Origin of the sequence: Pseudomonas sp. PS01299, assembly GCF_029960145.1 — a bacterium.
Taxonomy (GTDB): Bacteria; Pseudomonadota; Gammaproteobacteria; order Pseudomonadales; family Pseudomonadaceae; genus Aquipseudomonas; species Aquipseudomonas putida_A.
The window spans coordinates 1-25,555 of the sequence record NZ_JASCPO010000030.1 but is presented as its reverse complement, the minus strand read 5'-3'; the positions used below and the strand labels follow the sequence as shown (position 1 = coordinate 25,555).

Here is a 25,555-nt window from a genome sequence, read left to right as displayed (position 1 = left end):
CACATTCCAGAGGACATGCCATGCAACACGAAAAGAACCATTTCATTCTCAAGATCAGCTGTCCGGCGACCTCCGGTATCGTCGCGGCGGTCACTTCGTACCTGGCGGGCAACAGCTGCTACATCGGTGAAATGGCGCAGTTCGACGACGAGTTCAGCGGCAAATTCTTCATGCGCGCGGTGTTCCGTTTCAACGACGGTCACGCCGGCGACATCGCCCAGCTCAAGGCCGGTTTCGAAGACGTCGCCAAGGCGTTCGACATGCAGTGGGAACTGCACGACACCCGCGAGCCCATGCGTGTGCTGCTGATGGTGAGCAAGTTCGATCACTGCCTCACCGACCTGCTCTATCGCTACCACAAGGGCGAGATGGACATGACCATCACCGCCATCGTCTCCAACCACCTGGACCTGCGCCCGATGGCCGAACGTGAAGGCATCCGCTTCATCTACCTGCCGGTCACCAAAGACACCAAGGCCCAGCAGGAAGCGGCGCTGATGAAAGTGGTCGACGAAACCGCCACCGACCTGGTGGTCCTCGCCCGCTACATGCAGATCCTCTCCGATGACCTTTGCAAGCAACTGTCGGGCCGGGCCATCAACATTCACCACTCCTTCCTGCCCGGTTTCAAAGGCGCCAAGCCGTATCACCAGGCGTACGAACGTGGCGTGAAGCTGATCGGCGCCACCGCGCATTACGTCACCAGCGACCTGGACGAAGGCCCGATCATCGAGCAGGAAGTGCAGCGCGTGGATCACGTTTATTTGCCTGACGATCTGGTGGCCACCGGCCGTGACACCGAAACCGTGGCCCTGTCGAAGGCGGTGAAATACCACCTGGAGCACCGGGTTTTCCTCAACAAGGACAGAACGGTGATCTTCCGGTGAACACGTCCAAAATAATCGATGGCAAGGCCGCGGCCGCCCGCGTGCTCGCCCACGTCAAAGCCGACGTGCAGACACTGAAACTCCAAGGCATCGAGCCTGCGCTGGCGGTGATTCTGGTGGGTCAAGACCCGGCCAGTCAGGTTTACGTGCGCAACAAGATCCTGCGCGCCGAAGAGGCCGGGATTCGCTCGCTGGAGCACCGCCTGAGCGCAGACACCTCCCAGTCGCAACTGCTCAAACTGATTGCCGAGCTGAATGCAGACGACAGCGTCAATGGCATCCTGCTGCAGTTACCGCTGCCTGCCCACATCGAGGAAACCCGCGCCCTGCAGGCCATCGCGCCGGGCAAAGACGTCGACGGTTTTCACAGTGAAAACGTCGGCGGTCTGAGTCAGGGCCGCGATGTGCTGACGCCCTGCACGCCCAGCGGCTGCATGCAGTTGCTCGAAGACGCCTGCGGTGACCTGAGCGGTAAACACGCCGTGGTCATCGGCCGCTCGAACATCGTCGGCAAACCTATGGCCGCCCTGCTGCTCAAGGCCCACTGCTCGGTAACCGTGGTGCATTCACGCAGTGCCGATGCCAGGGGCCTGTGCCGACAGGCCGATATCGTCGTCGCCGCCGTCGGCCGTCCACGGATGATCGACGCCAGCTGGCTCAAGCCCGGCGCGGTGGTCATCGACGTCGGCATCAACCGTATTGAAGAAGAGGGTCGCAGTCGCCTGGTGGGTGATGTCGATTTCGACAGTGCCCTGCCACAGGTGTCCGCCATCACGCCGGTACCGGGCGGCGTTGGCCCGATGACCATCGCCTTCCTGATGAAAAACACCGTGACTGCCGCGCTTCAGCAGGCGCAGCACTCCCACATGCAAAGCAGCCCCTCGGAGGCCGTATGCCTTTCAATCTCCTGAAATACGGGCTCAGCTCGGAATACCCGGTCGAGGTCGATCTGCCTGCGCCCAAAGAACTCAAATCCTCCTACGACGTGGTGATCATCGGCGGCGGCGGCCATGGCCTGGCCACCGCGTACTACCTGTCGAAGTACCACGGCATCACCAATATCGCGGTACTGGAGAAAGGCTATCTGGGTGGCGGTAACACGGCGCGTAACACCGCCGTGATCCGCTCCAATTACCTGACCAGCGAAGGCGTGCGTTTTTACGCTGAATCGGTGCGCATGTTCGAAGGCCTCTCCAACGAGTTCGACTTCAACATCATGTACTCGCACCGGGGCCAGCTGACCCTGGCCCACACCGACGCCACCGTGCGTTCGTTCCGTCAGCGTGCCGAGGTCAACAAACACTTCGGTGGGCGCACCGAGATGATCGACCGCCAGCAGATTCGCGAACTGGTGCCGTCACTCAATCTTGATCCGGGGCACATTCCCGTGCTCGCAGGCCTGTGGCACATCGACGGCGCCACGGCGCGGCACGATGCCGTGGCCTGGGGTTACGCCAAGCAGGCGGCCAAGCGTGGCGTGGAGATTCATCAGCTGACAGAAGTCCAGGAACTGGTCATCGAAAACGGCACCATCACCGCCGTCAAAACCAATCGCGGCACCATCCAGTGCGGCTGCGCGGTACAGGCCGTCGCAGGCATGAGCTCGCAGCTGATGAAGAAGGCCGGGATTCGCTCGCCCATCCAGACCTTCCCGCTGCAAGCCATGGTGACCCAGCCGTTCAAGCCATTCCTCGACCCGCTGGTGAGTTCGTCTGCGCTGCACTGCTACGTGCAACAGACCAGCCGAGGCGAAGTGGTGTTCGGCGGCGGATCCGATCCGTACCCGCTGTTCAACACCCGCTCCACGCTCGACCTGAAAGAAAGCCTGCTGGCGCATGCCATCGAGATGTTCCCGTTTCTGGCCAACGCCAAGCTGATGCGCCAGTGGGCCGGGATTACCGACATGACCCCGGACTACAGTCCGATCATGGGCCTGTCGCCGGTCAAGAATTACTACCTGGATGCGGGCTGGGGGACGTGGGGTTTCAAGGCCACGCCGATCTGCGGCAAGACCATGGCCGAGTTGGTGGCCAGCGGCGGGAAGGTGCCGGATCTGATCAAACCCTTTGGTCTGGAGCGTTTTTCGACCTTCCAGCAAGTCAACGAAATGGGCGCGACAGCCGCCAGTCACTGAGGAGCAGGACATGAAAGTGATGAATTGCCCGCTCAACGGGCCGCGCAACATCAGCGAATTCACCTACGGCGGCGAGTTCAAGCAGATGCCTGATCCGCAGACTTGCAGCGACGCCGAGTGGGCCGATTACGTGTTCAACAGCGATGACACTCTGGGCGTGGTGCGCGAATGGTGGATGCACAACCCCTCCAGCTACTGGTTTCTGGCAGAGCGCCACACCGGCAGCGACGAAATCCTGCGCACCTTCGACCCGAAAGAACTGTTCAACGCCCGCGTGGAATTCACCGCTGTTGCCGCCAGGGAGACCACCCGATGAGCCGCCTTCCCGCCCCGATGGGGCTGCTGATTGACCGTAGTCAGCCACTCGATTTCAGTTTCGATGGCAAGCCGTATCAAGGCTTTGCCGGTGACAGCATCGCCAGCGCCCTGCTCGCCAATGGCCGTTTTCTGCTGTCGCGCTCGTTCAAATACCACCGGCCACGCGGGCCACTGACCATGGCCGGGCAAGACGCCAACACGCTGGTGCAACTGCCCAGTGAACCCAACGTACTGGCCGACAGTCACCTGCTGGAAAGCGGCGTGCAGGTCACCGGGCAGAACTTCAACGGCTCGCTGGACAACGACAAGGACGCCTACCTCGGCAAGTTCTCCAAATTCATGCCAGTGGGCTTCTATTACCGCTCGTTCTACAAGCCCAAGGGCGCGTGGAAACTCTGGGAGCCGATCATTCGCAAGAAGGCCGGCCTGGGCGTGCTCGACCTGAAATTCCAGCCCGAGTATTACGACAAAGCCTATCTGTTCGCGGACCTGGCCGTCATCGGCGCAGGCCCGGCCGGTCTTCAGGCCGCCCTGACTGCCGCCAACGCGGGCGCCAAGGTGCTGCTGATCGAGCAACAGCCGGTCCTCGGCGGCTCGCTGACGTACGCCCGCTTCGACCTCGAAGGCACTCGCGCCGAGACCCTGCGTCGTGAACTGGTCGACGCCGTCGAAGGCCACGCCAATATTCGCGTGCTGAAAAAAGCCACCTGCAACGCCTGGTTCACTGACAACTACCTGCCGGTGATTCAGGGCAAGCGCATGTACAAGGTGCGCGCCACGCAATGCCTGATCGCCAGCGGCTCGTTCGATCAGCCGGTGATCTTCCGCAACAACGACTTGCCCGGCGTGATGCTGAGCAGTGCCGCACAACGCCTGATGAAGCTGTACGCGGTCAAACCGGGCAAACGCGCGGTGGTGTTGACGGGTAACGACGATGGTTATCTGGCTGCGCTGGACCTGTACGAACAAGGCGTCGAAGTGGCCGCGCTGGTGGACATGCGCAGCAACCCCGCCAACCGCGCCCTGCTGCTGGCGTTGGAAAAGCGCGGCATCACCTGTCATCTCGGCAGCACCGTTTTTGAGGCGCTGCACGAAAAAGGCATGCGTCACGTCAGCGGCGCAGACATCCGCAAGATCACCGGGCAAGGTCAGGTCGCGAACGGCGGTCTTATCATCGATTGCGATCTGCTGTGCATGTCCGGCGGCTACATGCCGGTCTATCAGTTGTTGTGCCAGGCCGGCGGCAAGCTGGCCTACGACGATCAACTGGCGGAATTCACCCTCAGCGGTCTGCCGAAAAATCTCACCGTTGCTGGCTCGGCCCACGGCTATCACGCGCTGGACAACGTGCTGGCCGATGCCATTCATGCCGCCGCCGACATCGTTGTTGCGCTGGATCTGGAGCTGGCGGCCAAACCGCTGGCGATGCGCACGGAAGCCCAGGTCAACTTCCCGTGGCCGATCTTCCCGCACCCCAAAGGCAAGGACTTCGTCGACTTCGATGAAGACTTGCAAGTGCGTGACATCGTCAACGCCACCAAAATCGGCTACCGCGACATCCAACTGGTCAAGCGCTACTCCACGGTCGGCATGGGCCCGTCCCAAGGGCGTCATTCGGCGCTGCCAACCGCACGACTGGTTGCCGCCTCTACGCAACGCAGCGTCAGCGAAACCGGCGTCACCACGGCACGTCCGCCTTTTGAAGCCGAGAAACTGGCCCACGTCGCAGGACGTGCATTTGATCCGTACCGGCAGACGCCGATGCACAAACGGCATGTGGAAGCGGGCGCGAAAATGATGCCCGCCGGTATCTGGCAGCGTCCCGCGTATTACGGCAAGGCCAGCGAGCGCGATACCTGCATGCAGGCCGAAGCGCTGCACGTGCGCAACAAGGTCGGCATCATCGACGTTTCGACCCTCGGTGGGCTCGATGTCCGTGGCCCGGATGCTGCCGAACTGCTTAACCGCATGTACACCTTCGCCTTCCTCAAGCAGCCGATTGGTCGCTCCCGTTATGCGCTGATGACCAACGAGCAGGGCATGGTCATCGACGACGGCGTGTGTGCGCGCTTCGGCGAGCACCACTTTTACGTCACAGCCACCACCAGCGGTGTCGATCGTATCTACCAGCAAATGCTCAAGTGGAATGCACAGTGGCGGCTGGATGTGGACATCGCCAACGTCACGGCGGCGATTTCGGCGGTCAACGTGGCAGGCCCGGATTCACGCAAAGTGCTGGAAAAGGTCTGCCACGACCTGGACCTGTCCGCTGAAGGTTTTCCTTATCTGGGGGTGCGTCAGGGCACCGTGGCCGGGATCAAGGTGCGCTTGCTGCGGGTCGGGTTCGTCGGCGAGCTGGGTTATGAAATTCACGTTCCGGCGCGCCATGCGCTGAAGCTCTGGGACGCTTTGATGGAAGCCGGCAAGGCGTTCGATATCCGCCCGTTCGGCGTTGAAACTCAACGCTTGCTGCGCCTGGAAAAAGGCCACGTGATCATCAGTCAGGACACCGACGGCATGACCCATCCCGGCGAAATCGACATGGGTTGGGCGGTGAGCCGGACCAAGCCGTTCTTCGTCGGCCGGCGCTCGGTGGATATCCTCGAAGCCCAGCCGCAGAAACGCAAACTGGTGGGCTTCACGCTGCCCAAGGCCAGCCCGCAACCGCTGGAAGGCCATCTGGTGCTCAGCGGTCCGGACATCAGCGGCAACGTGACCTCCTGCGAGTACTCGCAATCCCTGGACCAGATCATCGGCCTGGCCTACGCCGCATTCGATCAAAGCCAACCGGGGCAGCACATCCCGATCCGCGTCGAGGACGGTGTGATCGTCCAGGCCACGGTGGTGAAACTGCCTTTCTTGGATCCTGAAAACCAGCGCCAGGAGCTCTGACATGTCGAGCCTCAACACAGAAACCTACATCGAACCCGCTCCGCTTCAGCTCGGAGCTTTACACCAATGCGTGCTGGTCGATCTGACCGACGTACCGAGGGTCGGCTTTCGCGGTCAACAGAGCGCCGCGTACTTGCAGGCGCGAGGGTTTACTCTGCCGGATGCGCCGAACCAGGCCGTTACCCAGGCAGACGGCAGCCATGTGGCGCGCCTGTCGCAAACCGAGTACTTCATCCTTGGCAGCCTTGCGGACCGTGGCGAACGCATCGCCGACGAGGAGGCGCGTTGGGAGCTGGATCACAGCGCCAACTACCTGTTGCCCCGAGAGGACAGCCACGCCTGGCTGCACTTGAGCGGCGTGTGCATTGCCGAGGTCATGGCCAAGCTCTGCGGCGTCGACCTGCGCCCCGCCGCATTTCCGCTAGGCGCCGTCGCGCAGACTTCAGCGGCGCGCATCAACGTCATCGTGATCAACCTGGGCTCGAAGGGGCAACCGGCGTTCCAGATCATGTTCGACCGCGCCTCGCTTGCGTACTTCAAAGGCGCGGTGCTGGATGCCATGGCCGAGTTCGATGGGCAGGTGCTGGGGATTGAAGCGCTGGATTGATCGGAAGCCGCGCCAACCCTGCAGGGGCTGGCCACTTCAAATCTGTCAACGCCGGAACGCCGTGGTGCTAAGTGCGATGAGGGCTGTAATCAAGGAGCCACCCGATGAACATGGCTGAAACGCCCGACAAAGACACCGACTACAGCGTCCCTGCCCTCGCCCGCGGGCTCAGTGTGCTGGGCATGTTCAACGCCCGCACGCGCAGCCTGAGCATTCAGGAAATCGCCGAGCGGTTGGGGGTCAGCACCTCGGCGGTGTATCGCATTCTGTTCACGCTGACCCACATGGGTTACCTGAACAAGCACAACACCCAGTATGAACTCGGCGCACGGGTCATCAGCGATGGTTTCAGTTATCTGGCCAGCCGCGACATCGTTGAAGTGGCGATGCCGCACCTCAACGAGCTGCGTGATCGGACGTCGTTGTCCTGCCACCTGAGCATCCGCGAGCAGACCGACAGCCTGTACCTGTATCGCGCTTTTGCGGCGCAACGACTGTCCGTGAACATTCCGGTGGGCACGCGCATCGCCTGTCACTGCACCGCCATGGGCCGCATGCTGTTGACCGCGCTGGACGAAATAGAGCTAGGACAACTTTATCAACACATCCGTCTGGACGACTATCCGAACCCAGCACCCCGTACACTAGTGGAATTACAAAGCTTAATTGCCGAAGACAGAGCACGAGGCTGGGTACTGCATCGGTCCGATTATTCGACAGCTATTGCAGCATCAATAAAAGATTATAGCGGGAAAGTAGTGGCCGCTATCAATCTGTCAGGGCCCGATGCAGTAATGGATCCCGTCGGAATTGAAACGCAATATCGAGAATTATTATTGCATTGCAGCTTTAGCATTAGCAGCGAGCTAGGTTTCCAAAAGCCACAAGGGTCACCGTAAAAAAGCCACTCTCTAATGAGAGTGGCCGTTCTCTTATGCAGTGACGTTAACCATATTCCCAGAATTTTCACTCCCAGCGCCTTTTACAGCTTGCAACAATGCAGCCATTACAGTCTGTAACGCTGCTGACGTGCTTGATATCTGAGTCTGAACAGCGCCAACGGCGGCCGCTTTCAACTCGGCAGCCTGTTGGCTAGATTGAATTTTTTGTAGCTGTTGTTGTTCTTGCTGGAGCTGTTTTTGAAGCTCAGCTATCTGACGTTTCAATTGCGACATTATATCAGATTATGAAGCGCCAGAGTTGCCCTCTCCCCTATTCGTTTCTTTATCGGCTTCTGAACTGTTCGCACCTCTGGCAGGTGCTACATCAGAGAGCTGTAACTTTGCTGCATCTTTGTTGTTAGTATCACTAGCAGCCATCCTGCTAGTAATACGTGTGAGGCCGCCAGTATTTACATCATCATTGAAAATTTTTATCACACGCCACCTTTTCCAATTATTAATTCACCGCCTAATCGGCTCATCGTCAGCGTTTACTCAACGGGGAGATAAACGAGGTAGCATCAACGGCAAAGCGTCCAGCTAGCGTACGAGCGTGGGAGGTACGGCTATAGTTCCCAAAAAACTCCTTAAGTCCTCCCGAGTCCGCCCACAACAACATTGCCTTTTGCTCGCCAGTATTGCCATCCAACGCCTCCAATTCGACAGCCAAGGCGCCGTTCAGTAGCGGTCCTATGGCCAGGGAAGTTACGGTATTGATCACAGGAGATGCCTCTGTAATTCGTGTAATACGAATTTTTATACGAAGAACAGGCTCAGTAGCAGGGTCACCCTTCAAATCAAACTTCTTTCGCATCTGCGCATTAATATCATCACGCAGCACGCCTGAAATTTCTGTGCAGACCTCAGGAGATATTTCCTTGGCAACGGCAGGAGCAACCTGCACCGACTCTATCACGGCCACTCTATACCGACCAAAATCGGCTGGCTGGGGAGGAATCGACATCTCGTTTTCACCGCTTGCTGCCAAGCCCTGATAAGACGTCGCCTGGTCAGATTTTAGTGGAGTATGCGAGGCACACGCACTAATACCGAAAACCGCCGCGATCAAAAAACAGCCTTTCCCAAAATAACGGATTTTATCTGAGACTTTATGCGAAGCCCCACATACCAAACTTGCACGCCGCGCACTCTTTGAAGCATTCATATATTAGCCCTTAATGATTGATACACCTGGTCTCGCGCAAAAATAGCGCGAACACACAAAACCAACGCTCGTAAAAAACAGGATGCAGCGCGATCGCACGCCTCGCATTGAACAAGCCGAAACAACAATCACTGTGTAAGAAACTATATCTAGAAACTTCAGATATCAGACGTTATAAATTTAGCCAGCAGACTGATCAGCACAACTCAAAAAAAATTGCATAGGTGGACTAAAAATCGTGACTATAGAATAAAGAAAAAGACTCAATTCCATCATTCGGTTCTTTTATCCCAGCATTTGAGTAATGTATTGCCCGAACACCAACTTTTTGAGTCTCACCGATTTTCAAGCCAGCACCTAGACGATCCTCAAAGTTAAAAGCGGACCCCAGAGCCCTATCACCTGCATTTCCTCCGGAGAAAACGGCTAAACCCACCCCCAACTCTATGAAAGGTTTGATGTGAGAGGTGCCAAATTCGTAGACGAAAACGGGAGCAGAAGATAAGGAATGTCTAGCACCAGCTTTTCTACCAGCCTCCCAAAAGGTGTAACCAAAATCCCAATATCCTGTAAGTTTCCCCATTCGACTCTGCAACCATGAACTGCCCCAATTCACGTTCACACCAGCGCGAGCAGTCAGGCCGCCCTGACTTGTCGAACCAACAGACGAGGACAACTCAACGGCCTGCGAGGCAGAGGAAAAAAATAAAAACAGAAGTGTTGCCATGATGGCTCTTTTCATACCTACACCCCTTAATCTCAGATATCTAACTCTTCCATCACTTTAGATTTTTCTATAAAAATACCGCCAGGGGATATTCCGAGATGCGTAGTACTAGTGAAAAATTATCCTACTGCATCCCCCATGACCAGCATTAACTGCGAGCATGACACAATCAACCAGTCTGCTGAGCGCCTAGTTTAATTAGCAAAACCCCACCAACAATTAAGATAATACCCAACCCCATTAATTTAGTAAGTGGATCTTTAAAAAGATAGTTCGCAACAATTGCAGTCAGGGCCACACCACATGCAGACCATATCCCATAAGCTACTCCGACACTCAACCCTTCAGCAAGAGTCAAACTGAGCAATGAAAACGCAATTAAATAGGAAGCCAGAACTGGTAAAATCCAAAATTTACGGCGAAAACCATCTGAAGCACGCATTGAGAGCGTGCCTGCGACTTCGAACAAAATGGCGCCAATCAAGTAGATCCAACTCATTGTCATTCCTCCACTTTGCGATGAGATGCGACAGATCCCGCTTCAACTAGCCAGACGCCAGCGATGATGCAAACGATGCCTAATCCCATAATCCAAGTAAGGGGATCGCTGAACAAAATATGCGCCACCACGGCGGTAAACGCCACTCCGCAAGCGGCCCAGATACCATAGGCGACGCCAATAGCCATTCCTTCTCGCAGCACCATGGAAAGCGCTACGAACGCCCCCATATAGCCGCAGATAACGATAACGATCCACTGAGGATTATCCACCGCAGCGCGGAGTGAGAGCGTCGCCACAACCTCAAGTACTATCGCCATAACAAGCCATATCCACTGTTTCATTCGGTTTCCTCGTTAGCTAATTTGCTGTAGCCGCCGCACAGCCAGAGTTTGTAGAAATCCAAGATTTAATTTGAGCAAGCGTAGTCCGAGCTTGCCATCCAAGGTATCACCGTCTGAACAATGCGGACGCTGAGCTCCCTTATCAATTGTTGATGCGCCAAAACCAACGCGCCCATTTCAGCGGTCGCCTCCTGACGAATCACTGATGTGCAGCTCAAGCTTCTGCGTGGACCAGCGCCCCCAGTATTTCTCAGGCTCCAAACTGCCTCAATCAAAGCATAGCGCCCTGGAACCATCTCGAGACGACGCATGTCGACCTGTATGGACACATTTTGCAAACCTGAGTCGCGGGCGACACCTGCCCTGTCCGCCCGCCCCATCTGCAGTCTTAGGTGATGACGTAGCGCAGATCTCACTTCATCTGCCAAGGGCGAGGCCCAGCGCTCTGTCTCCAGTATCTGGACGCCACTCTCTCCTTGACGAACAACTATCTGAGGCTGATCAACTTGAGCCGGTACGTTAACGGTCGTCAGTTCATACTGAAACGGCACCACTGTTTGGGTGGTCGGTGAATCCGTTGCAGGCATCAGCGTGTAATAATGCGTGGGCGCAGAGCTGCAAGCAGTCAGTGTTAAGCACGCTACGAGGACATAAAAACCTATTTTCACTCAGATGACTCCGAAGATAGGGCGGGTGACGAGGAATTGCTGGAGCGAATACCATCAGGTTGCCCATCCTTCACTCTGCCGCGAATCAACGCTTCTGGGTGTCGACTCAGCAAGTCGCTAAGTACACGCACTGACCGTGCAGAACGCTGTACTTCATCCATCACCTGACCAAATTGCTGGCGCTGTGGGGAGTCCTCAGCAAAACTCTCATTGACTATGGTCAGCGTTCTTTGCGTCTGGCCTAACGCATCACGCATTTGCGGCAGTACCTGTCCATTAACCTGCTGCAATGTCTTACGCATTTCTACTAAGTTTTTATTGAGGTTACCTGCAATCTGCTCGAACGGAACTTTACTAATCGTTTCCACGATACGCTGAACCTGGTCTTGCAGTTTGTCTAAGCTCCCGGGAACCGTTGGCATTTCCATAGGACGAGCGGCTAAATTGAAACGTACAGGCTGAGCATTTGGAACGAAATCAAGTGCAATATAAAGTTGCCCCGTTAATAAGTTTGCAGTGCGAACTTGAGCACGCAGCCCCTCTTTGACGAATGCTGATATTAACTGTGCTGACTTTTTACCATCTTCATCTTCGCCTGTACCATACGCCGTTAGTATTTGGTCATAAGCCTGGCCTAAGCGCTGGGGGTAAATAACCGCGCCAACCATAACCGCGAAACTATTGGTTGAAGGGTTGAAGTCCAGATCGGTAGACACAACCTTTCCAATGTTCACGCCTAAGAATTCGACAGGCGCATTTACCGCTAAACCACGCATTGACTGATCGAAATGCATTCGAATGAAGAAGGGCTCACCATCTGGTGGAGCCAAAGCAGTTGCTTGGTCTTTAAATAACGGGAAGGCGCTACGCTCTTCAGTATTTTTAGCATCGGCACCATAGGGCGGTTCCATAAAAGCAATGCCGCCCGATACGATGGATGCGACTGACTGGGTATTAACCTTCAGCCCTTCTGCGCCAAAACTTACGTCTACCCCACTGGCATTCCAGAATCGAGTTCCAGAGGTGATAAATTTATCATTTGGTGCATTAATGAAAATTTCGATTTCGACACCTTTGCCATCAACAGACAGCTGGTAAGAGACAACCTGCCCGACTTCGATGCGTCTGTAGTAAACGGGAGAACCAATGTCAAGCGAGCCAAGATCATCCGCGCTCAATGTAAAACGCGTCCCTTTCTGCCCATAGGTAATTGGCGGCGGACTTTCCAATCCCTTGAAAGCCACCTTAGTTTCACTTGATTCACCGGGATCTGCGCCAATAAAAGCGCCCGACAAAAGCGTATCGATGCCCGAAATACCCTGTGCACCGACGCGAGGTCGAACAACCCAAAAACGCGAATTTTGAGCTGTAAACGCTTTAGCTGAACGCTCTAATTGAACAGTCGCCACAGCGTGATCACGATCATCGCTCAAAGAAATATTAGCGACTTGGCCGATGACTACATTTTTGTATTTCACCTGAGTTTTGCCCGCCACCAGACCTTCGGCACTTGAAAAACTGACTTGGATTTCTGGTCCCTCTGACAGAAGGTTATGCACGGCCATCGATACGCCGATCAACGCCGCAACTATAGGAAGCAACCAAACCAGTGAGAAGCCCTTGCTTCGATCTTTTACATGAGGCCTTTCAGGCGCTCGGTTAGCACTGACACTCACTTGATCAGACATTTTCTACCTCAGAATCCCAAATAAGTCGGGGATCAAAACTCATAGAAGCCAGCATGGTGAAGACCACCACGAGGCCAAAAAAAACGATCCCGATTCTGGGTTCGATATTGCTCAATAACTGAAATTGTACAAGTGCAGCCAGCACCGCGACGACCAACACATCGAGCATGGACCAATAGCCAATGCGTTCAACAATGCGGTAGAGATTAGATCGCTCTAATGTGCGCCATCGGCTGCGGCGCTGGGTGCTTGTGAGTAGCAGGAACATAATAAGAAACTTCATACACGGCACTACCACACTGGCTACAAATATCAATAACGCTATGTCCCAAGCACCACTTTTCCACAGTTCGATCACACCACTCATGATGGTGCTGTCACGACCATGACCTAAAATATCAGTACGCATGACCGGCATTAAATTAGCCGGCACATAAAAAATCATTCCAGTGAGGAGCAGCGCCCACGTTCGAATAAGACTATTGGGCTTACGGTGGTGAAGTTGTGCGCCACAACGATCGCAAATAATCGCGACAATGGAGCACGCCTTTTTACAGGTGTGACAAAGAACCAATTGTAGTTCCGACGCGCTTGGAGGACTTCGAGTCATCATAAGTAGTGCGCCTCGCCCCATAACCGTTGAATGCTTTTATTGGTTACAACAATACTGATAACGCAAAGCAACACTAACGCCAATAGCCCCACTCCTGGCTGAACATCTAACAACCCATTCAGTTTAATGAGCGCGACTAAAACACCCAGCAAGCATACCTCGAGCATGCTCCAAGGTTTTAAATCCACTAACAGTCGCATGCAGCGTTCAAAACCAGGCGCACGTCGATGTCGGTTAGCAAATCCAAGCAACCAGCACAGTAAAGCGATTTGCAGACCCGGAGCCAAAATAATGCATAACCCAGCCACAAAAGCGATCGGGGTAACTTCGCCTTGCGCTAATGCCCAAACCGAAGACCACAGTGTTGCCTGATTACCCACCCCCTCAAAACTCACATCTATGACAGGAAACACGTTGGCAAAGACGAACAAAAGCGCACTGGCGATAGAGACGGCAAACAATTGCTCAATCGTAAATGATGAACCCTGTTGAAGCACTCCCTCGCACCGTGTGCAAAACGCGGTCTGACCAGGTTCCAGCATTACAGATTCGAAAACTAAATCGCAATGCTCACAGATAATCCAGTCAGAATTTTGCTGCATGTAAGTTTTCCTAAACGTGGGTTCGACACACCATTCACTCTTACTGAATGACTACGTAAACGTATAGAACACTCAAAGATTCTTAACCAGGAACCCACAAGCTGTCAGTAAATGAGGAGCAATGGTCTAATTTGAAAAGCACAGGGCAAGGCTACACTGCGCTTTTCAATAAACGATTCAGAAAATATCAAGATTTTATCAAGATGTAGCAATACTCGCTGAGGCAGTGCGCGGCGAACGCCACGATCACCGTGTGGAGGTTCTCAATTAAGCGCCGGGATTGATATTTGAATAGCCAAGCCCCCACCCTCGCGGTTGGACGCACTGATATTACCGCCGTGTGCCTCACAAATCGCCGAGGCAATTGACAACCCCAACCCCGTACCGCCCCAAGGCCGGGCGCGAGAACTTTCAGCTCGCCAGAAACGGTCAAACATGCGTGATAGCTGATCCTCCTCAACTCCTGGGCCTCTATCGGCGACAACCAAGAAAAAAGCACCGTCAAACTGACTTGCTGTCACTTCGCAATGTCTACCTTGAGCGGCATAGCGCAGCAAGTTGTCAATCAGAATCGACAACGCCTGGCCAATCCTATCTCGATCAGCCATCAGCGTGAATTCACGTACAGCATTAACCTGCACCACAACACCCGCAGCGACAATCTGAGGCGCAGCCCATTCAAGGCGCTCAGAAATCAGCTCATTCATGGAAAACCGGCATTTCTCCATGGCCAACTGGCCAGCCCGGGCCAGAGACAACAAATGCAAATCACCCACCAGTCGATTCAGCTGGTCAAGCTGACCTTTAACCAGCATTAGCTGTTGAGGATCACTGGGGAACACCTCGTCCAGCATGCCTTGCACGCGCCCCATCGCTGCATTGAGCGGAGTTCTAAGCTCATGGGCGAGCACCGCACTGGACACACGAACCTCGCGCTCATACTGCTCAAGCTTCGCAGTCATCCTGTTGAAGTCTTTCGCCAGTTTTCTAAGCTCGGCGGGAGCACCAGGGACACTTGGCGCCCGTACCGAAAAGTCCCCCTGTGCAACTTTGCGGGCAGCGCGGGCAACATCTGAAAATTGTTGAGACAATGGCCGAGAAGCCAATAAGCCACCTAAAATCACGACCGGAATTGAGACCATGACAAATAGTGCAAGCCACCACCAATCACGGTTTGCCATACCTGGGAGAAAGTCTCCTACGTCATAATAACGTTGAAATAGCTCCCACAATCGAGCTTGATTGTAATTTGGATCTGCGCGAAGTTCTTCGAGTTCGGGCCGTACCGACGCGGGGATCTGCTGAGTCGTCGTGTAGTCCCAAATCGCGAATCGCAGCCACATGCCAAATGTAATACTGAAAACTACACCTAGTGCAAGCAAGCTCATGCGCAGGCAAACCCAATACCAAAGTGTCGAGCGAGTTTTACGCGAAAAGGGGAATTTCATTGTGCCCTCCGAAACCGATAACCGACGGCTCGGACGGTGACCAACACATCAGTTATACCATTCACTTCCAACTTCTTGCGAAGATTGTGAATATGAGTGTCTATGACGCGATCTAAAGCTCCACTTTCAGGCAAGCACGCCTCTAACAACTCATTGCGCGTAAATGCTTTGAATGGGGCGCGGAGCAAGGTTGCTAATAAATTAAATTCAGTCGGAGTGAGATCCAACAATGCGCTCCCCATTTTTCCTCCCTCTACATGCGCGGTAAATGTTTGGAGATCAACCAATAGGGAACCGTCTCGAAGTTGATTTTTTGGCGCAAGGACGCCGGCATCTGTTCTACGAAGAACTGCGACTACCCTGGCAACCACCTCCTTAGGATTATAAGGCTTAACTACATAATCATCTGCACCGTAACGAAGTGCACCTAATTTTTCTGGCTCATCACCAATCGCAGTCACCATAATTACGGGTGTATTTCCCAAACGGCGAATGATTGAAAGAACTTCTGTACCACTAAGTTTAGGCAGCATCACATCCAGCAGGACCAAATCCGGTCTCCAACGGGCATGCATTTCTACACCGCGCTCGCCATCCTCGGCGATAGCCACCTCAAACCCATCACGACGAAGATATGCCTCGAGCGTGTTTGCACTTAAGGCGTCGTCCTCAACCACCAGCACCTTTTTGCCTACCATAATAGCCTCTTGATGAAACCTTGATAATTTCCGCAACGTTTCTTGAAAGTCATATGCAACCATCTATTTCCAAGATAACAGCGAATGGTTGAGTTGATGGCTACTTTCTTACCAACAGAGAATCAGACCGGTTTCTTCCGACGCGGTGGGACACTCGTATTCGGGGTGCTGCTCCCTGTAGTCATCAGTCTATCTGCATGTTCACTGGCTCCAACGTACCAGCGACCTGAAACACCGATTCCTGCAAGATTTGATACTTCGACGGTTCCCTCCTCTAAGGCTCCGGAAGGAAGATCGGAACCGCTCTCTACCCAGGAGCGCCTTTTCCTTACGGCGTTTTCGACAAGCGATGATCTTGTCCCGCTCGTCGAACGTGCCTTGGCTAACAATCGTGACTTTAAAGTCGCGACGCTCCAGGTCGAACAAGCACGCGCGCTAAATCGCATTGATCGCGCACAACAGCTGCCCAGCGTGAATGCCTCAGTCCAACGCTTCCGTCAGAAATTCAATGATCCCAGCCTCGACGCTCGCTACGGACAGAAATTGAGTGCTGCGACCATTGGTACATCGGATTTCGAGCTGGATTTCTTCGGTCGGGTCCGCAGCCTTTCCGACGCATCCAGGCATCGGTATTTGGCAAGTGCTCAAGGACAGCGCGCGTTTCGCGGTGCTCTTATTTCAGAAGTCCTACGTGCCTACGTCATTGATCGCGCAGCTGCGGCTCAAGCACAACAACTGCAAAACGCATATCTCGATACGCTGACCCTGCTCAATCTTGCCGAACGCCAACGAGACGTTGGGACATTATCTGAAGATGAAGTGAACCTGCAACGCAGCGACACCGAACACTCATACGCAAGCATGCAGCAGGCTCAAACCGACTCGGCTGGCGCACGAAATGCGCTGCAGCTGCTGACTGGCTACGCCGGCGCGCCCCCCGCAGGAAAGGTCGAAGAGTTGGCCAATCCGAATGAGTCGCTCGACTGGCTAAATTCGTTGCCTTCTGAGGTACTGCTGGAACGTCCCGACATCCTTCAGGCGGAGGAGCAACTGCGGGCCTCCAATGCTGACATCGGCGCGGCCAGAGCCGCGTTCTTTCCATCAATTACGTTGAGTACCTCATTGGGTACTGCTAGCGATGGTCTGGGAAACCTGTTCGATGCAGGTGGCCGCGTTTGGACCTTCATTCCTCAAATCACACTGCCCATTTTCAATTATGGCCGCAACAGCGCCAATCTCGATCTGGCCCAGCTACGTAAAGAGGCGGCAGTGGCCGACTACGAAAGAACCGTGCAATCAGCGTTCCGAGAAGTATCCGATGCGCTCATTGCCCGCACCGCGCTGATTGAACGAGTGCGTAGCGAGCGTGGACTGGGGATCACAGAGGATGAACGTGTTCGGCGAGCGACTGCGCGCTTCGACGCGGGATGGGAGGACCAACCGCGGCTATTGTCGGCACGCCTGCGGCTCCACCAAACCCGCATCGACGGTATTTTCGCGCAACGGGACTTAGCCCTTAATCGTATCGCCCTTTTCCACGCCTTCTATGGCGTAAGCATGAACGCTCCAGCAACGTTAGGAAAAAAATCATGAAAAAACTTTCTGCATACGCATTACGACGCTCAGCTGCCCACGTGTTCTACGGTACGGTCATGTCCTTGCCGTTGGCGCTTCAAGTGCAGGCTGAAACGGCCTCAATTACCGACAGCATCTTTGGTGGCGAAACTCAAGCTAGCATCGGTGTCGGTGTTGCGGGTGGGCCCCGCTACATGGGCTCAAAGGACTACCGAAGTGTGCCGGTCCCGGTGCTCTCGCTGAGCCGTGGCATTTTTTTTGTTGATACCTACCGAGGGTTAGGCTTGCAATGGCAGTCGCCTTCCGGCTTCTACATCAGTCAGTCATTTTTCTACGACGCTGGCAGGGATGATCGCAATAACGACTTCAGGCCTGGGTCTAACCGACTCTCAGGCATGGGCGAAGTCAACAACACAGCAACCAGTATTCTGTATCTAAGTCAGCAAGTGACGCCGTGGCTCTCGGTCAATGGCGAAGCCGAATTTGCGCTGGATGGTGGAGAAAGGGGCACACGCTATCGCGCCGGGCTCGAAGCGACGGTATTGAACCAGTCCAGAGACATCATTGTGCTTGGGCTTGACGTCCGAGCTGCCGATCATCGCTACAACCAGGCCTATTTCGGCGTAACTGGCCAGCAATCTCAGCAATCGAGGTTTACTGCATTTACCCCTGGGGGCGGCCTGAATCAGTACGCTCTGAACGCGAACTGGACTCATAAATTTGACGAAAACTGGTCAACGTATGTGCTGGTAACCGCATCGGAATTGGGCGGAAAAGTTGAGGACAGCCCTCTAATCGAACGCAAAGGCGCTGTGAGCGCCGTTACCTCCATTAGTTATACGTTCTGACCCTGCTAGACGGCAGCCGCTCAACTATCAAACATCGGGAATACATGTCGTGATCCATGCCCCTCGCGCGCCTCTTGTACCTTTAATAATGATGTTAAGTCTAATTGCTGGATGCGGTCGTTCAACACCGCCCCCACAACCCCCACCTCGTTCGGTGAAGGTTGAAACCGTGCGTGATAGCGATGGCAATCGCCTCCCTATTATGGGTCGGATCCGGATTGAACAACGCGCTGATCTGAGTTTTGAAGGTTCAGGCCGTATAGCTTCCATCGCCGTGGATGTTGGCGATACGGTTCGGCGCGGACAAACACTCGCACGGCTGGATCCAGAGCCTGCACAACTTAAACTACAACAAGCCCGTGCGGATGTGAGCGCTGCAAAAGCGCAAAAAGCTGAACGAGAGCTGAATTTTCGCCAGCAACAAGCATTGTTTGATGATCGCGTGATCTCACCCGCTACCCTCGCTGGTGCGCGTGCGGCCTACCTGAGTGCCAACGAGCAGTTGGACAGCGCAAAGGCAACAGAGGCCCTGGCCAGTCGAGCCGTGCGCACCAGCGCCATTGTGTCGCCATTTAATGGACGCATAGTCGCTCGTTCAGTTCAGCCCTTCGTAGATGTGACAGCGGGACAAAGCGTGCTTCAGATTGAGGGCGCCGAGAAGGCTGAAGTCGTCGGTATGCTTCCCGCGACATTGGTCACTAAACTCAAGCCTGGGGATGTCGCGTCAGCCTATACAAATACAAACCCCACGCGAGTTGTCTCCATCCGATTGGAAAGCCTGTCCAGTCGCTTGGAAAATGGCGCGCTGGTACAAGCCATCTTTCGTCCCGTCGAGCCTAACAGCGAGCTGCGAAGCGGCGAGGCAGTCCTAATTACGTTGCCAATAGCGCAAGCACAATCACCCTCTGTACCGGTGACAGCACTTCTCCCACAAACGCAGAGCAAACAAGCGAGTGTCTTTGTGTATGACCCAAGGACCTCCAAAGTCAGCCGTCGTGAGGTCACCCCCGAAACGGTGGAGAACGGTCGAGTGCTTGTACATGAAGGCCTTGCCGTCGGCGAAACCGTCGTGGTTGCAGGCGCCGCATTCCTGGTTGATGGTCAGGAGGTGCGTCTGTATCAACCCGCCACCCACATTGGCCGAGACAAAGCCTTATGAACCTGACGCGAAGCGCACTCGGCGCGAGCCGGCTGACTTTATTTACCGCACTTCTGATTTTGATAGGCGGCGTACTAACGTTTCTTCGGTTCCCCTCTCAAGAGGAGCCAACGATCACCATTCGTGACGCGCTTGTCGCAATTTACTTCCCGGGTATGCCGGCAGAGCGCATAGAAAATTTGCTAGCCAGACCGACCGAAGAAAAGTTACGTGAACTGGCGGGCATCAAAAAGATCATCACAACTGTGCGCCCCGGAAGCGCAATGATTCAGATCACGGCCTACGACCAGGTCAAAGATCTTAGCGCGCTGTGGCAGCGAGTACGCGCTAAGGCGAACGAGGCAGCTGCAGGATACCCGCAGGGCACCCTCGGGCCGTTTGTCGATGATGATTTCGGCCGCGTGGCGGTAGCGTCAGTCGCAGTCACGGCACCCGGTTTTAGCATGAGCGAAATACGCGAGCAGCTTAAAAATACTCGTGAGCAGCTCTACGCTTTACCAGGTGTTGAACGTGTCTCTATATACGGCTTGCAAGAAGAACGCATCTACCTCGAATTTGACCGCCAGCGCCTGGCTGGCCTCGGGCTAAGTCCCAACGCTGTACTGGAGCAACTGCGTACTCAAAACGTTGTGACACCTGGAGGACTGCCCTCTGTTTCCGGATCGGCTTTCACCGTTATGACTACCGGTGAGATGCGTACTCTGGACGACCTGCGTCGCTTTCTAATCTCCGCACCGAGGGGCAATGACACAACAGTTGTGGCATTGGGTGAATTGGCAGACGTTCGTTTGATGCCAGCCGATCCGCCGGAAACGGCGGCAATTTATGAGGGGCAACCGGCCGTCGTACTTGCCGTTTCGATGGCATCCGGCCAGAACATTGCAGCTTTCGGCCTCCAATTACGTCAACGATTGAACGAAATCGCCAAGCAACTGCCTGCCGGTTTTTCCCAACACGTCGTGACCTTCCAGGCCGACGTGGTTGAGCGTGAAATGGGCAAGATGAACAGCGTGATGGCCGAGACGGTCATTATCGTGATGGCTGTGGTGATGTTATTCCTGGGCTGGCGCACCGGGCTTGTGGTGGGAGCAATCGTGCCGCTAACCATTCTCGGGTCATTAATTGTTATGAGCGCTCTGAAGGTCGAACTGCAAACGGTGTCCATCGCAGCGATCATCATCGCCCTGGGACTTCTGGTGGATAACGGCATTGTGATTGCCGAAGACATTGAACGACGTCTTCAGGCTGGAGAGGAGCGCCGCTCCGCCTGCATAGAGGCAGGGCGTACGTTAGCCATTCCACTGTTGACTTCATCCTTGGTTATTGTGTTGGCGTTTTCACCTTTTTTCCTAGGTCAGACCAGCACAAACGAGTACTTGAGATCACTTCCGATAGTGCTCGCTGTAACGCTGCTGGGGTCGTGGGTATTGAGCCTGACGGTGACACCCTTGTTGTGCCTTTACTTTGCCAAGGCTCACGCCCCAGCAGACAATAATGAGGCTGCCTACGATTCAAAATTGTATCGGGGCTATCGACGCGTTATCCAAGCGCTCATGCTCCATAAACTGATGTTCATTGCCGTGATGCTGGTTATGCTGACTGGAGCCGTTGCGGTACTCGCGTCCCTCCCCTACAGTTTTTTGCCTGAGTCAGATCGGTTGCAATTTCAGATGCCATTGACGCTAGAACCGGGTACCGATTCTCGTAAGACACTGCAGACCGTCAAGGACATCAGCAACTGGCTAGCGAATGACCAGGAAAATCCAGAAATTGTCGACAGCATCGGCTATGTCTCAGACGGTGGCCCACGTATCGTACTGGGATTGAATCCACCGCTGCCTGCGACGAACGCCGGTTACTTCACCATCAGTGTGCGCCAAGGTAGCGACATGGATGCGGTGATCGCGCGCGTGCGCAATCATATGCTTGAGACCTACCCGCAAGTGCGTGCTGAGCCAAAACGATTTTCCCTTGGCACTACCGAATCTGGAAAGGCGGTCTATCGCGTCAGCGGACCGGACGAGACCGTATTACGTGCAGCGGCCGACCATATAGCTAGGGCTTTGCATGGTCTGCCAGGCACGGTCAACGTGCAGGACGATTGGGATGCTCGAATCTCACGTTACGAAGTGGTGGTTGACCAGGTGCGCGCCCGACGCGCTGGCGTGACCAGCGCCGATGTCGCTCAAGCGCTACAGACTCGGTACTCAGGCGCACAGGTGTCTCAGATCCATGACGATGACACGACGGTGCCCATCATGCTACGTGGGTCGACGACTGAGCGTGACCAAGCTGAAGACGTGGGTAGCACATTGATCTATCCGCAAGCGAACGGCTCGCCGGTTCCGCTGGCTGCTGTAGCGCAGGTGACACTCAGTTCAGAGCCCTCTGCGATTCAGCGTCGGAATTTAAATCGGACCATTACCATCTCAGGCCGTAATCCCGAGCTGACGGCGGCGACCCTAGTCGCGCAGATTGCGCCGAAGGTGGCAGAGTTTAAACTTCCACCTGGATATCACATTGAAATTGGCGGGGAAATGGAGGAGTCCGCAGAGGCCAATGAGTCGTTAGTGCAATATATGCCAGTTGCCGTATTGTCGATGTTGTTACTGTTCGTCTGGCAATTCAACTCGTTCCGAAAACTGCTGATCATCGTCGCCAGCATCCCATTTGTACTTATTGGAGCCGCACTGGCATTGGTGGTGACCGGCTATCCGTTTGGATTTATGGCGACATTTGGATTACTGTCCTTGGCAGGGATCATTGTGAATAATGCGGTCTTGCTGCTGGAGCGAATTGAGGTGGGTGTCGCCGAAGGCCAATCCCGCCATGATGCTGTACTGACGGCAGCCGTAGAACGGCTAAGGCCGATCTTGATGACCAAACTGACCTGCATTGTCGGACTGATCCCGTTGATGATGTTCGCCGGCCCTTTGTGGACAGGCATGGCGATTACGCTAATTGGCGGTTTGGCGCTAGGCACCTTAGTCACATTAGGGTTGATCCCGGTATTGTATGACCTACTTTTCGCAGGCAGCATCGGGGAGCGGATTACCAACAAGGAAAAAGAACACCACGTCTAGACTTACAGCAAGCGCTTAATCGAAAGCGCTCCACCATAACGCCCTCCCCGGGCCGGTGATAGGCGACAGCGGGCGTCGGTCGCGTCCAATTTTCGATGCGACCGATGGCTCACAGATAGGCCAAGCTCGGAGGGAAAGGGCGGTAAGCGACCAGCCGACTCACTTTGCGTGCTTTATCGATAACGAATTTCGGCAGTAATTTTGCATTACTTCTCACCAGTTGTGCGAGGTATTCCTGCGGCGCCCCATACGTATCATCTAAGTTCAGACGCGGCGATAGGATCAAACCCATGAGCCTCTCTACGCTGCAAGCTTCGCTCACCTAGTAACATTGCTAACACGCTCCGCAAAGGAAGAAACGGATGAAGACAGTTGCTCAATGGTGCGATTGGGCCGGGCATGGCCTGGATCATTGCTCGTTTTTTGAGGGTGGTGATCATTCAATCCTTGAAGGCGTTGTCATCGGTACTCGCGAAGGAGATTACGGTGCGCACTACTATGTCCGTACTGACGCTCATTTCCGCACACGCGAGGTGCGGGTCGAGTATGTCGGCGGCCCACGTATGCACGTAAGCGCTGATGGCGAGGGGCGCTGGCACGATCTGCTTCGCGACGAGTCAATACCATCATTAGCGGGTTGTTTGGATGTCGATATCGGCGTGACACCTGCAACGAACACGCTGCCTATCAAGCGCCTCAAATTACGGGAGCAGGCTAGTGAAGATATCGTTGTAGCGTATGTTCCTTTACTTTCCCAAGTTACAGGTGATTTATTACCTAGGTCTGCCCAGCAACGCTATAGGTGCCTAATACTCAATCGACAGTACCGATATGAGGGATTTTTTCGGGCATTTACTGCTGATCTCGAAGTGGATGAGCACAGCCTTGTACTCGACTATCCTGAAACATTCCGAAGAGTTTCACTGTAAATGTTAGCACCGGAGATTTTTTTATGAGAGGGCAACGGTTACTGTATGCTGCCAACGCACCACCGATGGGGCAATAGCTACAATATATCACTTGCCCGTTGCGTCGGTAGACGCGTGAGAACGCCCTTCAAATAGGCATACGGCTCATGCCCATCCAGCCGTGCAGACTGGATCAAGCTCATGATCGCTGCCGCTGGTTTGCCGCTGCGCAGTAACGGCCTAATACAATCACCAGTTTGAGTCCGAGATCGTGGCCCCCGACTAACTGCCGGTCTTTTTCGCCTACCCGCCCGCCCCACATTGCTCAGAGACTCAGAGACTAGAACAGGACGATCCCGATCGAGTGACACTCCGCTTAGCTACGCTAGGCTTGTTCGGCGAACATTTACCCAAAAATGCTAACCGTTGCATGCATGCGAATGCATTCTATTAGATAACCATTGTCACCAACACTTGCACCCTGTAGTACAGGGCCTAACAATTAAGCGTACGGCCAACTCATCTTGACGTAAGCGTCCGGCTAGGACTTGATACTCTAGGAGAGACAGATCAGCACCGACAGCTTTAGGCTTGAGGAGACACTCGCACCTCTCCCAGCGGAAAAAAGCGCTGTGCAGATGGACAGGCAACAGGATGCTTACAGGCGTAGCACTCACAGTGCGATCGGCTCGATGCTCAATAGCAACGGTAGTCCTCCTGGTACTCGATCTCATGCAGTAACCACAAACCTTTAGCTTAGGTAGGTCACTTGGCCGGCGCTTACCCTAACAAAAGGTAAACCAGCGACGCGTAGATTCTTAAAATGACCTCGAAACGACAAGGCGTAACCTGAGCGCAACACGCAGATTAATCGATATCTATCGCCTTAAGGCTATCAATTAAATTTATCAACTGCTCCACCTGGGCCATAAGCTCCACCCCATTGTGTGGTTGGCTAGAACGCTTAAGATCGAACGCTAGCTCGGCAAGCCGTTCGGCGTACAACTCAAGCTTGCTAATAATAAGCGAGCGCTCGAACTTGGACATCTGGGCCATCACAACACCTCTTTTTATGATCATGGCCTCTAAACTATCTCGATCTTTTGAATAATCGGTCGAGCTTTTGTCAATATTTCGTCAAGGTGCTGATTTACAACTAACTTCAGCCTTTCTAAAACTACTAACCAATTGATTTATAAAGAAATATCGTATAACCAAAGACACACACATGTTAAATATTCCGGCGGCGTGGCGAATGGCTGCGCTGGCACTAGGAGCTCTCAGACTCATAGCGCCCTAAACAGGCTCATGTTGATCTACAGTAGATCTGGGCCAAGACCGGGTCGGTATGCTTAAGATTCCAACCGCCTCCCCCGGCCAGCAAATTAATGTCTAGTGATCAAGCTCAAGTCTTTGCCAAAAGCTCGCATTCGAATGCTGACCGCAATCTGATCGGCCATTCATCGCCCAGGCCTCTGAATATCCAGCCCTTAATAAATAATTGATAGCCCCTTCATACAATCTTGATAATCAAATGACAGCCTACGGGCAGACGTAACGCGAAATTCGTTTTAGATGCCACGTGCTTAAATTGGGTCGATCCTACTTTTAGCTCTGGTGGCTCGTAACCGTCCGGCCATGTCATCTACCCAGCCCCGCAAAGCCAAGACATCGTGTGCACTCAAATTTAAGTGAGCACCAGATCTAGCCTTTTAAACGGGTATTTCATGCAGCCAACACTCGGTTCCTAT

General features: G+C 54.3%; 24 protein-coding genes and 1 pseudogene. 12 read left to right on the top strand and 13 right to left on the bottom strand.

Annotated elements, in window-relative coordinates:
* Nucleotides 1-20: 20 nt before the first annotated feature.
* The 7 genes from purU to QMX91_RS08355 all read left to right on the top strand — a co-directional run bounded on the left by purU (nt 21) and on the right by QMX91_RS08355 (nt 7,737).
* Nucleotides 21-887, top strand: coding sequence for a formyltetrahydrofolate deformylase (purU, locus tag QMX91_RS08385; RefSeq protein WP_221733743.1), 867 nt, complete (start codon nt 21-23; stop codon nt 885-887).
* The gene (folD, locus tag QMX91_RS08380) at nt 884-1,798 is read left to right on the top strand and encodes a bifunctional methylenetetrahydrofolate dehydrogenase/methenyltetrahydrofolate cyclohydrolase FolD (protein WP_221733742.1); all 915 of its coding nucleotides are present in this window, start codon (nt 884-886) and stop codon (nt 1,796-1,798) included. The genes purU and folD overlap by 4 nt, the downstream gene beginning before the upstream one ends.
* Nucleotides 1,780-3,021 (top strand): FAD-dependent oxidoreductase, encoded by a 1,242-nt coding sequence (locus tag QMX91_RS08375; RefSeq protein WP_221733741.1) that lies wholly within the window; start codon nt 1,780-1,782, stop codon nt 3,019-3,021. The genes folD and QMX91_RS08375 overlap by 19 nt, the downstream gene beginning before the upstream one ends.
* 10 nt (nt 3,022-3,031) lie before the next feature.
* A complete protein-coding gene (locus tag QMX91_RS08370; RefSeq protein WP_221733740.1) occupies nt 3,032-3,337 on the top strand; it encodes a sarcosine oxidase subunit delta in 306 nt (101 codons plus the stop codon).
* Nucleotides 3,334-6,231, top strand: coding sequence for a 2Fe-2S iron-sulfur cluster-binding protein (locus QMX91_RS08365; protein WP_221733739.1), 2,898 nt, complete (start codon nt 3,334-3,336; stop codon nt 6,229-6,231). Before QMX91_RS08370 ends, QMX91_RS08365 begins: the two co-directional genes overlap by 4 nt.
* Nucleotide 6,232: 1 nt before the next feature.
* Nucleotides 6,233-6,838, top strand: a complete 606-nt coding sequence (locus QMX91_RS08360; protein ID WP_221733738.1) for a sarcosine oxidase — start codon at nt 6,233-6,235, stop codon at nt 6,836-6,838.
* A gap of 110 nt (nt 6,839-6,948) precedes the next feature.
* Entirely contained in the window at nt 6,949-7,737 is a 789-nt protein-coding gene (locus tag QMX91_RS08355; RefSeq protein WP_221733755.1) for an IclR family transcriptional regulator, read from the top strand.
* A gap of 33 nt (nt 7,738-7,770) precedes the next feature.
* Here the strand turns inward: QMX91_RS08355 and QMX91_RS08350 are convergent, their stop codons facing one another.
* The 11 genes from QMX91_RS08350 to QMX91_RS08300 form a co-directional block, all read right to left on the bottom strand.
* Nucleotides 7,771-8,013 (bottom strand): hypothetical protein, encoded by a 243-nt coding sequence (locus tag QMX91_RS08350; RefSeq protein ID WP_221733737.1) that lies wholly within the window; start codon nt 8,011-8,013, stop codon nt 7,771-7,773.
* A gap of 250 nt (nt 8,014-8,263) precedes the next feature.
* Entirely contained in the window at nt 8,264-8,944 is a 681-nt protein-coding gene (locus tag QMX91_RS08345; RefSeq protein WP_221733736.1) for a DUF3313 family protein, read from the bottom strand.
* 229 nt (nt 8,945-9,173) lie between these two features.
* Nucleotides 9,174-9,686 (bottom strand): acyloxyacyl hydrolase, encoded by a 513-nt coding sequence (locus QMX91_RS08340; RefSeq protein WP_221733735.1) that lies wholly within the window; start codon nt 9,684-9,686, stop codon nt 9,174-9,176.
* 154 nt (nt 9,687-9,840) lie between these two features.
* Nucleotides 9,841-10,170, bottom strand: a complete 330-nt coding sequence (locus QMX91_RS08335; RefSeq protein WP_221733734.1) for a multidrug efflux SMR transporter — start codon at nt 10,168-10,170, stop codon at nt 9,841-9,843.
* A gap of 2 nt (nt 10,171-10,172) precedes the next feature.
* A complete protein-coding gene (locus tag QMX91_RS08330) occupies nt 10,173-10,514 on the bottom strand; it encodes an SMR family transporter (protein WP_221733733.1) in 342 nt (113 codons plus the stop codon).
* A gap of 65 nt (nt 10,515-10,579) precedes the next feature.
* Nucleotides 10,580-11,101, bottom strand: a complete 522-nt coding sequence (locus tag QMX91_RS08325) for a PqiC family protein (protein ID WP_221733754.1) — start codon at nt 11,099-11,101, stop codon at nt 10,580-10,582.
* Between the two features lie 77 nt (nt 11,102-11,178).
* Entirely contained in the window at nt 11,179-12,870 is a 1,692-nt protein-coding gene (locus tag QMX91_RS08320) for an MlaD family protein (RefSeq protein ID WP_221733732.1), read from the bottom strand.
* A complete protein-coding gene (locus QMX91_RS08315) occupies nt 12,863-13,480 on the bottom strand; it encodes a paraquat-inducible protein A (protein ID WP_153326087.1) in 618 nt (205 codons plus the stop codon). Before QMX91_RS08315 ends, QMX91_RS08320 begins: the two co-directional genes overlap by 8 nt.
* Nucleotides 13,480-14,085, bottom strand: a complete 606-nt coding sequence (locus QMX91_RS08310; RefSeq protein ID WP_221733731.1) for a paraquat-inducible protein A — start codon at nt 14,083-14,085, stop codon at nt 13,480-13,482. Before QMX91_RS08310 ends, QMX91_RS08315 begins: the two co-directional genes overlap by 1 nt.
* A gap of 263 nt (nt 14,086-14,348) precedes the next feature.
* The gene (locus QMX91_RS08305; protein WP_221733730.1) at nt 14,349-15,533 is read right to left on the bottom strand and encodes an ATP-binding protein; all 1,185 of its coding nucleotides are present in this window, start codon (nt 15,531-15,533) and stop codon (nt 14,349-14,351) included.
* The gene (locus QMX91_RS08300; RefSeq protein WP_153326090.1) at nt 15,530-16,231 is read right to left on the bottom strand and encodes a response regulator; all 702 of its coding nucleotides are present in this window, start codon (nt 16,229-16,231) and stop codon (nt 15,530-15,532) included. Before QMX91_RS08300 ends, QMX91_RS08305 begins: the two co-directional genes overlap by 4 nt.
* 84 nt (nt 16,232-16,315) lie before the next feature.
* Here QMX91_RS08300 and QMX91_RS08295 point away from each other — a divergent pair, with 84 nt between their 5' ends.
* The 5 genes from QMX91_RS08295 (at nt 16,316) to QMX91_RS08275 (ending at nt 23,825) form a co-directional block, all read left to right on the top strand.
* Nucleotides 16,316-17,824, top strand: a complete 1,509-nt coding sequence (locus QMX91_RS08295; protein WP_221733729.1) for an efflux transporter outer membrane subunit — start codon at nt 16,316-16,318, stop codon at nt 17,822-17,824.
* Nucleotides 17,821-18,654, top strand: a complete 834-nt coding sequence (locus QMX91_RS08290) for a MipA/OmpV family protein (RefSeq protein ID WP_221733728.1) — start codon at nt 17,821-17,823, stop codon at nt 18,652-18,654. The genes QMX91_RS08295 and QMX91_RS08290 overlap by 4 nt, the downstream gene beginning before the upstream one ends.
* 88 nt (nt 18,655-18,742) lie before the next feature.
* Nucleotides 18,743-19,813, top strand: coding sequence for an efflux RND transporter periplasmic adaptor subunit (locus QMX91_RS08285; protein ID WP_311775988.1), 1,071 nt, complete (start codon nt 18,743-18,745; stop codon nt 19,811-19,813).
* Nucleotides 19,810-22,896, top strand: a complete 3,087-nt coding sequence (locus tag QMX91_RS08280) for an efflux RND transporter permease subunit (protein ID WP_221733726.1) — start codon at nt 19,810-19,812, stop codon at nt 22,894-22,896. The genes QMX91_RS08285 and QMX91_RS08280 overlap by 4 nt, the downstream gene beginning before the upstream one ends.
* A 362-nt stretch (nt 22,897-23,258) precedes the next feature.
* Nucleotides 23,259-23,825 carry a putative glycolipid-binding domain-containing protein gene (locus tag QMX91_RS08275; protein WP_221733725.1) on the top strand — a complete coding sequence of 189 codons (567 nt, stop codon included), beginning with the start codon at nt 23,259-23,261 and terminating at the stop codon, nt 23,823-23,825.
* 77 nt (nt 23,826-23,902) lie between these two features.
* Here the strand turns inward: QMX91_RS08275 and QMX91_RS08270 are convergent.
* Together QMX91_RS08270 and QMX91_RS08265 are read right to left on the bottom strand one after the other, a co-directional pair.
* Nucleotides 23,903-24,037, bottom strand: a pseudogene (locus tag QMX91_RS08270) (transposase domain-containing protein); the annotation flags it as partial.
* Nucleotides 24,038-24,671: 634 nt separating this feature from the next.
* Nucleotides 24,672-24,860, bottom strand: coding sequence for a hypothetical protein (locus QMX91_RS08265; RefSeq protein ID WP_221733723.1), 189 nt, complete (start codon nt 24,858-24,860; stop codon nt 24,672-24,674).
* Nucleotides 24,861-25,555 lie beyond the last annotated feature (695 nt).